Source organism: Burkholderia sp. B21-005, assembly GCF_020843965.1.
GTDB classification, from domain to species: Bacteria; Pseudomonadota; Gammaproteobacteria; order Burkholderiales; family Burkholderiaceae; genus Burkholderia; species Burkholderia ambifaria.
This window is the reverse complement of the sequence record NZ_CP086301.1, coordinates 1325307-1340543: the sequence shown is the minus strand read 5'-3', so window position 1 is coordinate 1340543 and position 15237 is coordinate 1325307. Positions and strand designations below refer to the sequence as shown.

General features: G+C 63.9%; 19 protein-coding genes. 12 read left to right on the top strand and 7 right to left on the bottom strand.

Annotation, left to right across the window (positions count from 1 at the left end):
- Positions 1–6: 6 nt before the first annotated feature.
- From LMA02_RS06300 to LMA02_RS06255, 10 genes are all read left to right on the top strand, one after another.
- Positions 7–1554, top strand: a complete 1548-nt coding sequence (locus LMA02_RS06300; RefSeq protein ID WP_228907308.1) for a sugar ABC transporter ATP-binding protein — start codon at positions 7–9, stop codon at positions 1552–1554.
- Complete coding sequence (locus LMA02_RS06295) at positions 1547–2578, top strand: ABC transporter permease (RefSeq protein WP_228907307.1); 1032 nt, start codon at positions 1547–1549, stop codon at positions 2576–2578. Before LMA02_RS06300 ends, LMA02_RS06295 begins: the two co-directional genes overlap by 8 nt.
- A 39-nt stretch (positions 2579–2617) precedes the next feature.
- On the top strand, positions 2618–3565 hold the full coding sequence (locus LMA02_RS06290) for an ABC transporter substrate-binding protein (protein ID WP_105833268.1): 948 nt from the start codon (positions 2618–2620) through the stop codon (positions 3563–3565).
- Between the two features lie 68 nt (positions 3566–3633).
- On the top strand, positions 3634–4650 hold the full coding sequence (locus LMA02_RS06285; RefSeq protein ID WP_416378659.1) for an aldo/keto reductase: 1017 nt from the start codon (positions 3634–3636) through the stop codon (positions 4648–4650).
- The gene (locus LMA02_RS06280; protein WP_228907305.1) at positions 4647–5519 is read left to right on the top strand and encodes an amidohydrolase family protein; all 873 of its coding nucleotides are present in this window, start codon (positions 4647–4649) and stop codon (positions 5517–5519) included. The genes LMA02_RS06285 and LMA02_RS06280 overlap by 4 nt, the downstream gene beginning before the upstream one ends.
- A 13-nt stretch (positions 5520–5532) precedes the next feature.
- On the top strand, positions 5533–6540 hold the full coding sequence (locus tag LMA02_RS06275) for a zinc-binding alcohol dehydrogenase family protein (protein ID WP_228907304.1): 1008 nt from the start codon (positions 5533–5535) through the stop codon (positions 6538–6540).
- A 24-nt stretch (positions 6541–6564) separates the two neighbouring features.
- Entirely contained in the window at positions 6565–7725 is a 1161-nt protein-coding gene (locus LMA02_RS06270; protein WP_228907303.1) for a mannitol dehydrogenase family protein, read from the top strand.
- Positions 7722–9245 (top strand): UxaA family hydrolase, encoded by a 1524-nt coding sequence (locus LMA02_RS06265; RefSeq protein WP_228907302.1) that lies wholly within the window; start codon positions 7722–7724, stop codon positions 9243–9245. Before LMA02_RS06270 ends, LMA02_RS06265 begins: the two co-directional genes overlap by 4 nt.
- A 41-nt stretch (positions 9246–9286) precedes the next feature.
- A complete protein-coding gene (locus tag LMA02_RS06260) occupies positions 9287–9640 on the top strand; it encodes a hypothetical protein (protein WP_228907301.1) in 354 nt (117 codons plus the stop codon).
- Between the two features lie 54 nt (positions 9641–9694).
- A complete protein-coding gene (locus LMA02_RS06255; RefSeq protein ID WP_228907300.1) occupies positions 9695–10036 on the top strand; it encodes an L-rhamnose mutarotase in 342 nt (113 codons plus the stop codon).
- A 109-nt stretch (positions 10037–10145) separates the two neighbouring features.
- Here the strand turns inward: LMA02_RS06255 and LMA02_RS06250 are convergent, their stop codons facing one another.
- The 4 genes from LMA02_RS06250 to LMA02_RS06235 all read right to left on the bottom strand — a co-directional run bounded on the left by LMA02_RS06250 (position 10146) and on the right by LMA02_RS06235 (position 12622).
- Positions 10146–10592: a hypothetical protein gene (locus tag LMA02_RS06250; RefSeq protein ID WP_228907299.1), complete on the bottom strand. Its 447-nt coding sequence runs from the start codon at positions 10590–10592 to the stop codon at positions 10146–10148.
- Between the two features lie 411 nt (positions 10593–11003).
- Positions 11004–11615: a hypothetical protein gene (locus LMA02_RS06245; protein ID WP_228907298.1), complete on the bottom strand. Its 612-nt coding sequence runs from the start codon at positions 11613–11615 to the stop codon at positions 11004–11006.
- Between the two features lie 29 nt (positions 11616–11644).
- Positions 11645–11950 carry a RebB family R body protein gene (locus LMA02_RS06240; RefSeq protein WP_228907297.1) on the bottom strand — a complete coding sequence of 102 codons (306 nt, stop codon included), beginning with the start codon at positions 11948–11950 and terminating at the stop codon, positions 11645–11647.
- 114 nt (positions 11951–12064) lie between these two features.
- Positions 12065–12622 (bottom strand): RNA polymerase sigma factor, encoded by a 558-nt coding sequence (locus LMA02_RS06235; protein ID WP_228907296.1) that lies wholly within the window; start codon positions 12620–12622, stop codon positions 12065–12067.
- A gap of 196 nt (positions 12623–12818) precedes the next feature.
- Here LMA02_RS06235 and LMA02_RS06230 point away from each other — a divergent pair, with 196 nt between their 5' ends.
- The gene (locus LMA02_RS06230) at positions 12819–13013 is read left to right on the top strand and encodes a hypothetical protein (RefSeq protein WP_228907295.1); all 195 of its coding nucleotides are present in this window, start codon (positions 12819–12821) and stop codon (positions 13011–13013) included.
- 15 nt (positions 13014–13028) lie between these two features.
- The gene (locus tag LMA02_RS06225; RefSeq protein WP_228907294.1) at positions 13029–13703 is read left to right on the top strand and encodes a Crp/Fnr family transcriptional regulator; all 675 of its coding nucleotides are present in this window, start codon (positions 13029–13031) and stop codon (positions 13701–13703) included.
- Positions 13704–13779: 76 nt separating this feature from the next.
- Here the strand turns inward: LMA02_RS06225 and LMA02_RS06220 are convergent, their stop codons facing one another.
- The 3 genes from LMA02_RS06220 to LMA02_RS06210 all read right to left on the bottom strand — a co-directional run bounded on the left by LMA02_RS06220 (position 13780) and on the right by LMA02_RS06210 (position 15205).
- Positions 13780–14103 (bottom strand): RebB family R body protein, encoded by a 324-nt coding sequence (locus LMA02_RS06220; protein WP_126227514.1) that lies wholly within the window; start codon positions 14101–14103, stop codon positions 13780–13782.
- Between the two features lie 198 nt (positions 14104–14301).
- Positions 14302–14670 (bottom strand): RebB family R body protein, encoded by a 369-nt coding sequence (locus tag LMA02_RS06215; RefSeq protein ID WP_228907293.1) that lies wholly within the window; start codon positions 14668–14670, stop codon positions 14302–14304.
- A gap of 199 nt (positions 14671–14869) precedes the next feature.
- Positions 14870–15205: a RebB family R body protein gene (locus LMA02_RS06210; RefSeq protein WP_006750338.1), complete on the bottom strand. Its 336-nt coding sequence runs from the start codon at positions 15203–15205 to the stop codon at positions 14870–14872.
- Between the last annotated feature and the right edge of the window lie 32 nt (positions 15206–15237).

Below are 15237 nucleotides of genomic sequence, written 5' to 3'. Positions count from 1 at the left end.
ACACGCATGACCCCTGCCGACTTGCGGCAATCGCCACCCCTTTCGCGCGGCGGGCCGACTGCTCGAACCATCCTGCAGCTGCAGGGCGTGGGCAAGCGTTTCCCCGGCGTCGTGGCGCTCGACGGCATCGATCTGGATCTCCGGGCCGGAGAAGTCCACGCCGTCTGCGGCGAGAACGGCGCGGGCAAGTCGACGCTGATGAAAATCATCAGCGGGCAATACCGCGCGGACGACGGCGTCGTCCTCTACGACGGGGCGCCCGTGCAGTTTTCGTCCGCCACCGACGCACAAGCCGCAGGCATCGCGATCATTCATCAGGAGCTGAACCTGGTGCCCCACTTGTCGGTGGCGGAGAACATCTACCTGGCGCGCGAGCCCAAGCGCGGCCCGTTCGTCGACTACCGCACGCTGAACCACGCCGCGCAGTTGTGTCTGCAACGAATCGGCTTGAACGTGTCGCCTACGACGCTGGTCGGCGCGCTCTCGATTGCGCAGCAGCAGATGGTGGAAATTGCGAAGGCGCTGTCACTCGACGCGCGCGTGCTCATCATGGATGAACCCACCTCGTCGCTGACCGAATCGGAAACGGTCCAGCTGTTTCGCATCATCAAGGAGCTTCGCAGCGAAGGCGTCGCCATCCTTTACATCTCGCATCGACTCGACGAGATGGCCGAAATCGTGGATCGCGTCACGGTGCTGCGTGATGGTCGCCACATTGCCACGAGCGATTTTGCATCGACGTCGGTGAACGAGATCGTCGCCCGCATGGTGGGCCGTCCACTCGACGATGCCTACCCGCCGCGTCGATCCACGCCCACCGATCACGTGCTGCTGAAGGTACGCGACCTGCAACGAACCGGCACGTTCGGCCCCGTGTCGTTCGAACTCCGCAAGGGCGAAATTCTCGGCTTCGCAGGCCTGATGGGCGCGGGACGCACCGAAGTCGCCCGCGCGATCTTCGGCGCGGAGCGGCCCGATGCCGGCTCCATCCTGCTGGGCGATACGCCTGTCGCGATCGGCTCCCCGCGCGAAGCCATTCGTCACGGGATTGCCTACCTGTCCGAAGACCGGAAAAAGGACGGCCTCGCGCTGGCGATGCCGGTCGCCGCAAACATCACGCTGGCCAACGTCGCGGCGATCTCGTCACGCGGCTTCCTGCGTTTCGCCGAGGAAACGGCTATCGCCGAGCGTTACGTGCGCGAACTGGGCATCCGCACACCGACGGTCGCACAGATCGCGCGGAACCTGTCCGGCGGGAACCAGCAAAAGATCGTCATCAGCAAATGGCTATACCGCGGCTCGCGCATCCTCTTTTTCGACGAGCCGACGCGCGGCATCGACGTCGGCGCGAAATACGCGATTTACGGGCTGATGGACCGCCTCGCGGCGGACGGCGTCGGTGTCGTCCTGATCAGTTCGGAACTGCCCGAGTTGCTCGGCATGACCGATCGCATTGCCGTGTTTCACGAAGGACGTATCACCGCGGTTCTTGAAACCGGAAAGACCAATCAGGAGGAGATCTTGCATCATGCATCAGGAAGAAGTCATGCTTGACATCACATCGGGCCGCACGCCGGCCATCGATAAACAGGCCCGGCAGCGACGCCGCGACCTGATCCAGAAATTTGCCGCGCTGGGCAGCCTGGTCGTGCTGATCGTCGCGTTTTCGCTGACCAGCGCCGCATTCTTCTCCGTCGGCAACTTGATGACCGTCTCGCTTCAGGTGACGTCGATCGCGTATCTCGGCGTGGCCGCGACGTGCGTCATCATTACGGGCGGCATCGATCTGTCGGTCGGATCGGTCCTGGCGCTGGCTGGCGTCGCCGCCGCGCTGCTCGTCAAGGCCGGCATTCCGGTCCCCGTCGCGATGCTGGGCGGCATGCTGGTCGGCGCTGCATGCGGTTGGGTCAACGGGATCTGCGTCACGCACATGGGGCTGCCGCCGTTCATCGCCACCCTCGGGATGATGCTGGTCGCCCGCGGGCTCGCGTTGCAGATCACCGGCGCCCGACCCGTGTCGGGGCTCGGCGACGCGTTCGGCGAACTCGGCAACGGCGCCCTCTTCAAGATCTCGCACATCGGGGCCGACGGCTTTCCCGACACGATCTTTCCCGGCATTCCGTACCCGGTCGTCATCATGGTGGCCCTGTTCGTGGCGGTCTCGGTGCTGCTGTCGCGAACGTCACTGGGCCGCCACATCTACGCGGTCGGATCGAACGCGGAAGCGGCACGTCTGTCCGGCGTGAACGTGCAAGGCGTCAAGCTGTTTACCTACGTCCTGTCCGGATTGCTCGCCGGCGCCACGGGCTGCGTACTGATGTCGCGTCTCGTCACGGCCCAGCCGAACGAAGGCGTGATGTACGAACTCGACGCCATCGCCAGCGCCGTGATTGGCGGCACGTCGCTGATGGGCGGCGTCGGCACGATCTCCGGCACCGCCATCGGCGCATTCGTGATCGGCGTGCTGCGCAACGGCCTGAACATGAACGGCGTGTCGAGCTTCATCCAGCAGATCATCATCGGCGTCGTCATTCTCGGCACCGTGTGGATCGACCAACTCCGCAACCGGAAGTTGTAATCACAAGACGAAGTTCCAACCACCAACAAGGAGCGAGACATGAAAAAACTATCCGTACTGGCAGCGGCGGCAATCTTGTGCGCGATGTTCGGCGCGCATGCGCAGGCCGCCGGAGGCGAAATTGCCGTGATCGTGAAGACGGCCAATTCCAACTACTGGCAGAACGTGCAGAAAGGCGCCACCGCCGCCATGGCCAATGCGAAGGGATACACGATGACATTCCAGGGCCCCGCCGCGGAATCGGCGATCGCCGACGAAGTCAACATGGTCGAGAACGCGGTGAACCGGCATGTCGCCGGCATCGTCCTCGCGCCGTCCGATCCGGATGCACTCGTGCCGGCCATGAAGAAAGCATGGGAAGCGCATATTCCGGTGGTGTTGATCGACTCGACCGTATCCGATGCCGGCAAGCAGTACTACCAGTCGTTCCTGTCGACCGACAACGCGAAAGCCGGTGAGCTCTGCGCGAAGGCGATGATCGACCGGGTCGGGCAGACCGGCAAGGTCGCGGTCATGTCGTACGTGCCGGGTGCCGGTTCGGAAGTCGGCCGCGTCGGCGGATTCCGCAAGTACATCGCCGCGCATTCGAAGCTGCAGGTGGTGGGGCCGTTCTATTCGCAGTCGCAGATGGCGAATGCGCTGAATCAGACGACCGACGTCCTGTCGGCGAACCCCGACCTCAAGGGCATTTTCGGCGCCAACGAACCGACCGCCGTAGGGATGGGACGCGCGCTGCAGCAGTCGGGCAAAGGCGGCAAGGTCGTGGCGATCGGCTTCGACGGCAATCAGGACCTCCAAGGATTTGTTCGAGACGGCACGATTCAGGCCATCGCCGTTCAGAGCTCGTATCAGATGGGCTACAAGGGCATCGAGACCCTCGTCAACGTGGTCGAGCGCAAGCCGGTGTCCAAGCAGGTGGACACAGGCGTGCTGATGGTCGAAAAGCAGAATCTCGACTCGCCCGCAGCGAAGAACGTCCTGTACTGACGAACGCGCCGTCGCGGCGGCTCTCTGCCGGGCCGCCCGTCGGCACCTCCTCCATTCAGACACACGCCATGAAAGCCATTGCAACGCACGCGCTACCCCGTAGCGGATTGGTCATGAGCACACTGGGCTTCGGTTGCTCGCAACTGGGCGGCCTCTACAAGTCAATGTCGACCGCCGAGGCCCATGCGCTCGTCGACTGGGCGTGGGATGCCGGCATCCGCTATTTCGACACCGCGCCGTTCTACGGCTATACGCTGTCGGAGCGGCGCGTCGGACAATCGCTGCAGGCGCGGGCGCGCGACCGCTATGTACTGAGCACCAAGGTCGGGCGCCTCATGCGGCCCGACGATACGGTTCTGGCCGGCGACGACGGTTGGGCGGAGCCGTTGCCCTTCCGGCCTCACTTCGACTACACGTTCGACGGCATCATGCGTTCGTACGAGGATAGTCAGCAACGTCTCGGCATGCGGACGATCGACATCCTCTATGTTCACGACATCGGCGCCGCCACGCACGGCGATCGGCATGCCCACTACTGGGAACAGCTGACCCGCGGAGGCGGATTCCGGGCGCTCGCGGAGTTGCGTGATGCCCATGCCGTGTCCGCCATCGGACTCGGCGTCAACGAGTGGGAAGTCGCCGTCGACGCGATGGAGGAAGCGGATCTCGACGTCGTGCTCCTCGCGGGTCGCTACACGCTGCTCGAACAGGAGGGGCTGGCGCCCTTGCTCGATAGATGCATGCGCAACGATGTCCGGATCGTCGCAGGAGGCGTGTTTAACTCGGGCGTGCTGGTCGGAAACGGCAAGTTCAACTATGCGGATGCGCCGGACGAAGTGGTCCGAAAGGTCGCGCGTCTCGCCGATGTATGTACCGACTTCGGGGTACCGCTTGCCGCGGCCGCACTTCAGTTTCCGCTGGCGCACCCCGCCGTCGTGTCCTGCGTGGTCGGGGCGCGCAGTATCGAGCAGTTGCAGAAGAACATCGCCTGGCTCGACACGCCGCTCCCGCCGGAACTCTGGACTGCGTTGCAACGCGATGGGCTGATCGCCGCAGCCGCGCCGGTTCCGGAGGTGTGCGCATGATGTTCCCGATCGACGCTCATCAGCACTTCTGGCAGATGGCCAGTCGCGACGGCTATTGGCCCCCGCAAACGCTGGATGCCATCTATCGGGACTTCAGTCCGCAGGATCTCGAACCGCTGCTTGCGCGGTCCGGTGTGCAGCGGACCGTCCTTGTCCAGTCGCTACCGACTGAGGAAGACACGCGCTATCTGCTCGACGTTGCATCCCGGACGAGCTTCGTGTCGGCTGTCGTCGGATGGGTGGACCTCAAATCGACGGATGCGCCGGCCGATATCGAGTCGCTCGCCCGTGAGCCGAAATTCCGTGGCATTCGTCCGATGCTGCAGGATCTTGCCGATGACGACTGGATCGACGATCCGGTTCTCGAGCCGGCCATCGACGCCATGCTCGCGCACGACCTCGCGTTCGACGCACTCGTCACGCCACGCCATCTGCCCGCGCTGCTCGCGTTCGCGCGCCGCTACCCTCGCCTGCGCATCGTCATCGATCACGCTGCCAAGCCGCCGATCGCATCGGGCCGAAGTGAAGCGTGGCACGTCGCGATGAGCGAACTCGCCGCGCATCCGAACGTGCACTGCAAGCTCTCCGGACTGTGGACGGAGGCCGGCCCGCATCCCGATCTTCTCCGCGTCGAGCCGTACGTGCGCGCCGTCTGCGAGTGGTTCGGCGCGTCCCGGCTGATCTGGGGCAGTGACTGGCCCGTCTCCCGGCTTGCCGGCCATTTTGGTGACTACGGGGCCTGGCTCGCGTGGTGCGAACAATGCTGCGACCGCTTCCTCGGGGCCGACGCCCGTGCGCGCGTTTTCGGCGGCAATGCATGCCACTTCTACAGAATCGATCAGCCGTCCGGCGATCAACACGCTCAATAACGAGGACGTCACCATGCTCAGCATCATTTGCGAATCGCCCGGCGTACTGCGCCACGAAGATCGCGCTCCGCCTTCCCGCGCCGATGGCGAGATATTGTTGCGCGTGCAGCGAGTCGGTATTTGCGGCACCGACATGCACATCTATTCGGGCAATCAACCCTACCTGCAATATCCGCGCGTCATGGGCCATGAACTGTCCGCCATCGTGGCCGAGGCCGATCCCGGCGCGCATGTCGCGCCTGGAGACGCGGTCTACGTGATGCCCTACCTGTCGTGCGGACAGTGCATCGCGTGCCGACAGGGCAAGACCAACTGCTGCGTCAACATCAAGGTGCTCGGCGTGCATCGTGACGGCGCATTGACCGAATATCTGTCGGTGCCCGCACAGTTCGTGCACAAGGCCGAAGGGGTCACGCTGGACCAGGCGGCAATGATCGAATTCCTGGCCATCGGCGCGCACGCGGTGCGGCGTGCTGCCGTGTCCGCAGGCCAAAGGATCCTCGTGGTGGGTGCGGGGCCGATCGGCATGGCGGCGATGCTGTTCGCCAAGCTGAGAGGCGCACACGTCACCTGTCTGGACACACGCGCCGATCGCCTTGCGTTCTGCCGCGAGCACTTCGCCGTTTCGACGGTGCAGATCGGGCCGAACGACGTCGACGAATTGTCGACGATGACCAACGGCGAGTTCTTCGACGTGGTGTTCGATGCGACGGGTAACGTCAAGGCCATGAATCGCGGTTTCGAGTTCATTGCCCACGGCGGCAAGTACGTGCTGATTTCGATTGTCCCGGGCGAGATTACGTTCTCCGATCCGGAGTTTCACAAGCGCGAAGCGACCCTGCTCGGCAGCCGCAACGCCACCGCCGAAGACTTCGAGACGGTCCTCGACGCGATGCGCGCCGGCCACATTCCGGACAAGGCGCTCAATACGCATCGGATGAGCCTGTCGGACGTACCCGTCGAGTTCCCGAAACTGATGGAGCCCGGGCAGACCGTCGTCAAGGCGCTGGTCGAGTGCTGACCGAATTCGCGGGAACCGTTCGAGATGAGTGAACCGATTCTTCAGTTTGGCACCAGCCGGTTTCTCCAGGCCCATGTCGCGCTGTTCGTATCCCAGGCGCTGGAGCGCGGCGACGCGATCGGCGGGATCCGCATGGTGCAGACCACCGACAACCCGGCAAGCCATGCGCGCATCGCCGCTTTGGCCCAGTCAGGCAGTTATCCGGTGAAGATCCGCGGCAGGGAACACGGTGCGATCGTGGATACGGTCGTCCACTGCCGCGCCGTGCGCGCCGCGTGGATCGCCGATCGCGACTGGGCGATGATCCGGCATGCGATGGCGCATGACGTTCGCGTGATTGTGTCGAACACCGGCGACGCCGGCTATCGTCTCGACGAGCGCGATTCGCCGGCCCTGCTCGCGCGGGAGAGTCATGTCCCGCACAGCTTCCCCGCCAAGCTGCTCACGCTGCTGCATGCACGTTGGCGCGCACTGCCCGGTGCGGGCGTGTCGATCTTTCCGTGCGAACTCGTCGCACGCAATGGCGACACGCTACGCGCGCTGGTCATCGGCCTCGCTGAACAATGGGCGCTGCCCGCGCCCTTCGTCACGTACCTGTCGCAACGATGCATCTGGGTCAACTCACTGGTCGACCGGATCGTGTCCGAACCGATCGAACCGGTGGGCGCCGTGGCCGAGCCCTACGCGCTCTGGGCCATCGAACGACATCCGGGCATGGAGCTGCCGTGCACGCACGAACATATCGTCGTGACCGACGACCTGCTCAGCCATGAGCGGCTCAAGCTGTTCTTTCTGAACGTCGGGCATACCTGGCTCGCCGACCAGTGGCTCGTGCAGCGCCGCAGCAGCGCGCAGACCGTGTTCGACGCGATGAACGACACGACGCTGCGCGAGGGAATCGAGGCCGTCTGGGGCGAGGAAGTCTTGCCCGTCTTCGATGCGCTCGGAATGCGCGTTCGCGCAGGTCAGTACGTTGCAAACGTGCGCGAACGGTTTCTCAATCCGTATCTCGACCATCACATCGCGGACATTGCCGGCAACCATGTAGAAAAAGTCCGGCGGCGGATTCTGCCGCTGATCGAACTGGCCGATTCGCTCGGAGTTACGCCTGATCAGACGCGGCTACGCGATACGCTCGCGCGGCATGGCGTGACATCCTCAACCAAAAAGGCAAATGCATCATGAATGATCGGATGGTCGTCATGCTTCATGGCGACGACAACGTAGCGGTGGCATTGAGAACGCTCGGGGCCGGCACGACAATTGAAGTGAGTGGCCTGGCGACCACCGTTACGACGTCCATTCCGGCGGGTCACAAGATAGCGACCTGTCGCATCGTGCGAGGCAGCCCGGTGATCAAGTACCGGCAAACGATCGGTGTCGCGCTGAATGATATTGCGCCGGGCGAGCATGTTCACGTTCACAACGTCGGCATGCCCGAGCATCACGCGCATCGTCCCGCGCACGTCGATGCCGGGCACGCGCTCGCACCAGCAGACCGATTGGAAACGTTTCAGGGTTTTGTGCGCGCGGACGGACAGGTTGGCACACGCAACTACATTGGGGTAATCGCCAGCGTCAACTGTTCCGCCAGCGTCTGTCATGCGATTGCGGACGCCTTCAAGGGCGACGCGATGGCCCCGTTCGAAAGGGTGGACGGCGTGGTTGCGATCACGCACCAGAGCGGCTGCGGGATGTCCGCAACCGGAGACGGCATCGCCGTACTTCGCCGCACGCTGACCGGCTACGCGTGCAATCCGAACTTCGCGGCCGTGCTGCTGGTGGGCCTCGGTTGCGAAGTGAACCAGGTCGGTGACCTTGCAACGTCCGTTGACACAACGCACGCTACCCCGGTCAGGACTCTTGTCGTCCAGGATGAAGGCGGCGTGCGCGAAACCGTGGCGCGCGGCATCGCGATTGTGCGGGAAATGCTGACGGTGGCCGATCGCATGCGGCGTACCGAAGTTCCCGCCGCGCGGCTGAAGGTGGGCCTGCAATGCGGCGGCTCCGACGGCTACTCGGGGATCACCGCGAATCCCGCGCTCGGGGCAGCCGTTGATCTGCTCGTTCGCCACGGTGGCACCGCCATCCTTTCCGAGACACCGGAGATCTACGGCGCCGAACATTTGCTGACCGCACGCGCGTCTAACGTCGTAGCCGAGCGGCTCCTCGACAAGCTGCGCTGGTGGGAACGGTATGCGGGCGAATCGGGCGGCGATATGAACAACAACCCTTCGCCCGGCAACAAGGCCGGCGGCATCACGACCATTCTCGAAAAGTCGCTGGGCGCGGTTTCGAAAGGCGGCAGCAGCACGCTCAACGCCGTCTATGACTATGCCGACCGTGTATCTGAATCGGGCCTGGTCTTCATGGACACGCCCGGCTATGACCCGGTATCCGCAACCGGACAGATCGCCGGAGGCGCCAATCTGGTGTGCTTTACGACGGGGCGCGGCTCAGTGTTTGGCTCCAAGCCGGTTCCCACCATCAAGCTGGCAACGACCACCGGACTGTTCGAGCGGATGCGCTCGGATATGGATTTCAATGGCGGCGCGATCGTCGACGGCTCGCTTTCCGTCGGACAGGCAGGGGCGCGGCTATTCCGGTTGATGCTGGACGTCGCCTCGGGCGCACGCACCTGCAGCGAGCAGAACGGCATGGGCGACCGCGAGTTCGTGCCGTGGCTGCGCGGCCCGATCATGTGATACCCCGCCCTGCTCCCACTCATCTCCGGAAATCGTCACCCATGGACATGAACCCGCCCCAATCGGCGCCGCGCGATCGCACAAGCGAATTGCGGCTATCGGCGCAGCAACAAGATCTGCTCGATGAGGCGCTCTCGCTCCTGATCGACATGCGCTCGCACGCGCTGGACATTGCGGCTCAGGTCTGTCGACGTCAAGGCGGCGCCGTGCCCGATGTCCACGACTTTCAACTGCCCGCGATCATCGACCTGCAACGGCGCCTTGCCGCAGCATGTGCGCCACCCGACGCGACGGTGCCGCATTCGGGATCACAAGCGGCCGTGACCGTACTATCCGGCATTCCGCGACGATCGGGCAAACGTGCGGCACGTATTTCGTTACCCGTTGATAGGTGATCCTGAGCAGTCGACGACTCACGCTCTCCGAGCGCTTTCCAACATGAGGTCACCATGCGTTACTGTCTCGCACTGGATCTGAAAGACGATCCGGATCTGATCGCTCGCTATGAGGAGCATCACCGTGCCGTATGGCCCGAAGTGTTACGGCATCTACGCGAGCATGGGGTACGCGGTATGGAAATTTTCCGCCTCGGCACGCGCATGACGATGGTGATGGACACCGATGACGCGGTGTTCGATGCCGAACGCATGGCCAAAGCCGCGGAAGCAAATCCGACGGTTCGTGCTTGGGAAGACGTGATGTGGACATTCCAGGCCCCCACGCCGTGGACACCAGCCGGTCTGAAGTGGACACCGATGACCTGCATATTCGATTTACGAACGCAGACGTGAGCGTGCGACTCGCGGATGTCGTTTCCTGACGTTTTCGCTACGATCACCTGAATGGCATTAGCCGGTGCCCACTCGCGTGGCGGGTGCCGGCTTCAACGGATCGTGCCGCCTACACGTCGATCCACGCGCCGGTGCCCTCCCGATACTGGATCACACCGCCGTTGAACCGCACCCGCAGGTTGCCGTCCGGCAACGGAACCCAGGTCGTCATGTCGAGGCTCTGCATCAGCCCCGCGAAGAAATCCCGCAGCGGTTGCGACTCACTGGCCTGCCAGACGTCGATGCGCCCGAGGCACGCACGCAGGTTGCCATTCGGCTGCATGATCGCGCCGACCTGTCCGGCCACGTTCGACGCCGGATCGTAGACCGGCGTGCCGTCTGAGCTGACGATCGACAGATGGATCCCGCGTACCAACGCCGGTTGGCCCGGCGTCTGCTCGACGAGCGCGATGCAGCTCGTCATCGCGCCGAAATCGATTTCCGTCGCATCTCCCCAGATGCGCTCGCCAACCGACAGCGGCGCGGGACCTTGTACGTTCTGAATGATGTAGGGCATGGGTTCCTCGCATGACTCGATGGGACTGCTGGTGGCGGAGCCGCGACGTGTTCGGGAAAACGGACGTGCGTCGGTCCCGCTGCTCACTTCCCGCATCCGGCCTGACGGCCCGGCGGATCGCGTCGATTGATTCTTTGTCGCTGCGCACACCGACGTCAATCGACCTGCTTTCACGGGCATGATTGCCCGGGACGTTCGTCTTCAACTCGGCAATGGATCGGCCTGTCGCGGCCGATGGGGGTTGCTTCTCCCTCGTCATGCGTGCAGGCGATCCCGGCGCAGCACGCGGTGTCGATTTCTTAATCTGTCGGTGTACTCATTGTTTCTCCGCTTGTGCCCGAGGATCGGCAGGTTGGAAATCCGCTCGCCTTCGTCCTGATTCGTCAGGGAATTCCGCCGCAACGCCTCGCACTACGCACCCTTCTTGTCCAACAGCGCCTGATACTTCTGCAGGCTCTCGTCGATCTTGTCGAGCGCGACGCTCGCGGCCTCCCCTTCGATCGCTTCCGCGGCACCCGCGACGAGCGCCGCGGTCGCGACGAACAGGTCCGTCAACAGCAGGCCCATCGCATCCATCGCCATCCCGGACACGTTCTCGTCGATGGTCTTCTGCGCGAGATCCTTCATCAGCACGCTCTTGCCCGCGATCGCCAGCGACGTCGACGCCTCGAAGTAGTTGGCCGCCGCCTGTGCAACCATGCCGCCCGCCTGCGTGATCAACATGTTCGGACCGACGGCGATCTGCGTCGTCGCGTAGGACGCCGCTTCCGCGTTGATCGCCTGCACGGTCTGCAACGCGGAGCCGCCTGGCCCGGCCCCACCCGCGATCTGGTTCGGCGCCTTCAGCGCATCGGTGAACCTGCGCAGCCGGTTAACCGGCCACGCGCGCGCGCCGACCTTCGACGCCGCGGCGGCCGGCGCGACATCGGCTGGCGTCGTGGCTTCGGCTGCGGCGTCTTCGACATCGCGCGGCGTCTGCGGCGCGTCGTCGCCGCGCCCGCCCAAAAGGCCTTTCATATTCATGGTTCAGGTATCCCGAGAGTCAGCGCGTGCTAATGCGTGGAACCCGTCTGCGGCCCGCCCGTCGCGACATGCGGCGTGCCGCCCGAAGCGCCGCCCGATGCCGCCTTCGGCGATGCTTCGACGGACAGGATCATCGCCACCGCTTTCGACACGACGGCGTTCGAAATCTGGTTCAGCGCCGCCTGCTGCTGCGTCATGTTCTGTGCGGAGATGCCGACGGCCTGGCTGAACATCTGGTAAAGCGTGCCCAGCGCCTGGGCCGGGGATCCGGCCACGACGTTCACATTGGTCTGCGTCAGTGCGTCGGTAACCTGCTCATTGACTTTGTCTGCCACGAGGCCTCCTCGAATCTCGGCTCCGGCATGCGGTTGAAGGAACGGGCGGGCCGGCAGGCCATCGACACCGCGTATGCCGTTAGGAACGCTGCGTCCCCGCATTCGTGAACGCGCTCAAGCGAGTCCGTCGCGCAATTTCTTGCGCAGCAACTCGACGCGCTTTCTGGCAAGCGGCTCATTGATGCCGAGCGTCGCCGCGATATGCGGATAGGGCATGTCCTCCTCGAACTTCAGCGTGAACAGCATTTGCTGCTGCTGCGGGAGCATCGACAGCGCCTGGTCGAGACGCAGCAGTTGCTGTCGGAGCACCAATTGCTGCTCCATCGACGGTGCGTGGCCCGCCAGCTCGGCGATGTGATCGTCGTCCCAGCTCGAGTCGTATTCGAGCATGCCGTTTTCCCGCTGGCGCTGACGCGCGCCAGAGAGGAATGCGTGATTCAGCGCCAGAAAGAGAAAGCCGGCCAGATTCCGAACACGCTCGGGCGAACGCTGCAGGTAAATGTGAACCTTGAGTGCGGTATCCGAAAGCAGTTCGTCGGCACGGTAAATATCCCCCTTGCACAAGAGGCGCGCGCGCCGCCGCAATTTCCCCTGCATTTCACGCCACGTACGATCGAGCTGCTGCGCCTGTGACGCGGCCGGCGGGCCGGCGTGTGGGTTCGAGGTTGTCATTCCGTGCCCTCCGTTTTTATGGAAAACACAGAATCGATTTGATGCCGAGAACGGCGCTGTTACCCGCGTAACACCGTTATTGAGATAATCGTTTTGGTCAATTTTCTTGATTATTATGAATGGAAATTTTTGACCCACGGGCGTAGCCCGTTCCGTCGTATCAGGCACTCCGCCGGGCGTAAATAATGGCATTGCGATGAAAAAAGAACGACTAGCGTCGCGACGCGTTCGCGCGCCGGCACGCCGCTATCGAGGTCGATCGCCCGAGCGTCATTGCCGCCAGAGTGCCGTCACGTCCGGACTGCTCGTCGATTATTTCGGTATCTTCATTATTTTTTTCACGCAGTACCAGCAGCAGCGTTTTCCGCTAGGTGGCCGCATCGTCAAATAACCTCGCACGGAAAACATGCCTGCCCTTGCTAACGCTCAAACGCTGCGCAACATACCGGTACTCACCGATCTTCCGGAAAGCCTGCTCGCTCACGTCGAACGGCATCTCATGCCCTGGCCCGAGCACGGCAACCGAATGTTGTTCTTCAAGGGCGATCCGGAAGATTTCGTCGCCTTCGTACACCGCGGCCGCGTGTACAAGACACTGCACGAACCCGGCGGACGCGAAATCATTCTCGGGCATTCGGTGCCGGGCGAACTCATCGGTGAAAGCACCCTCCTTCGCGCGCACCGGCGCAGCTTCACCGCGCAGTTGAGCCACGACTGCCGCATTTCGCTGCTGCATCGCCAGCACTTCGCACCGCTGCGGGCCAACGCTGATTTCATGGAGCGCATCTACGAGCAGCTGTGCCTGCACATCCACCAGCTGAGCGACTTCGTCGAGTCGGCGTGCCTGTACCGGCTCGAAGCAAGGCTTGCGCGCCATCTGTTGAATCGCATGCAAGGGAACGACCTCGAGGTGCCGCTGCCGGAGAACCAGAGCATCCTGGCCGCGATGCTCAACGTCAGCCGTCCGCGACTGAACGGCACGCTGCAGAAGATGCAGCGCGACGGCCTGATCCGGCTTCACGAACACGGTGTGACGATCGAGAAACCGGAGCGGCTCCGGTATATCGCCGACGCCAATTGATGCCGCGGCGCGCACGAATATGCGGCGCCGCGGCGCGAGGAGGTTGCGCGCCGAGTTGCGCGGCGCGCGGTGCAGATCAGCTGCGCCAGTGACCGATCGCGTTCATCAACTGCGCGACGGCGGCCAGTTGCGACACGAAGCTGTCGTTCGACGATCGTGCCGCGGCAGCCGCCGCCACCGGCGAGCCGGCATAGAGCTGCATGATGCCGACGGTCGTGGCGGCGAGGTTGGACGCCGCCTGGTTCGCCTGCATCTGCACCGCGTTGTGAAGCAGGATCGCGGACGCATGGCTGTTCGACTGCATGAGCGTGCCCAAGGCCACGGCGGGCGCTTCGCCCACCACCTTGACGTTGGCTTGCGTGACTGCATCGGCAATCGCAGCGGAGGCCTGTTCCGGCATGTCGTTACTCCTGTTGTTGCTCGCCGCAGCGGCGCAGTCGACGCGGTCACGGCGAAAGCATGAGTGGGTCGGTCGGCGAAGCGCGCCGCGCGGCCGTCGATGCGGCGCGGGCGGCGGCCTTCGCGGGCGTCGGCACGACGTCGGGTGCCTGGCGGCAGCCACCGCGGCTGCCGCCAGGCGTCAACGCCGGGTTGCGCGTCAGGCGAGCGCCTTGCCGATCGCGAGTACGTCAGCCAGCACGGCAAGCACGCCGCTCGAGCCGATTTCCGTCGCGGCGGCGCCCGCGCTCGCCGGCCCGAGCGTGTAGAGCTGCATCGTCCCCACGTTCGTCGACGTCGGCAGTTGCACTGCGGACTGCGACTGCTGTTGCACGGCGTTTTCGAACAGCACGCTGAGCGAATGGCTCTGGGCCTGGTACAGCGAGCCCGTCGCCATCGCGGGCGCTTCGCCCACCACCTTGACGTTGGTCTGCGTGACCGCGTCGGTGATCGCGGCATTGACCGCGCAGGTCTTGCAGTCGCAGGCGTCTGCCGGGTCGCCGGTGGTCGGATCGTTTTCGTTTCCCATCGAGTTTCTCCTGGTTTGCGATTGGGCGCCGCATCGAATCGGCTCTGCCCGTTCTGTCAGTTCTGTCAGTTGCTCCGGAACCCCACACGGCACCGCTGCGCTGATGGCGGCGGCCGTGCTGCGGATCCGCGGCGCGGCGGCGGCATTGGCGGTTCGTATCGCTTGCGCCGCCGCTCAACCACGGTGTTGCGACGGCGCCTTACGGACGGGCCACCGCCTTGCCGATCGCGATCACGTCGGCCAGCAGCGAGATGATCCCGTTCGAGCCGATTTCCGTGGCGGCCGCGCCCGCGCTTTCCGGCCCGATCGTGTAGAGCTGCATCGTCCCCACGTTCGTCGACGTCTGCGACTGGATCGCGGCCTGCGATTGCTGTTGCACCGCGTTCTCGAACAGGATGCTGAGCGAATGACTTTGGGCCTGGTACAGCGAGCCCATCGCCATTGCCGGCGCTTCGGCGACCACCTTGACGTTGACCTGTGTGACCGCGTCGGTAATCGCGGGATTGACCTGGCACACTTGACACTTTTCAGTCATTTGTTGCTCCTTGGTTCACGTAGTTGAGAAGT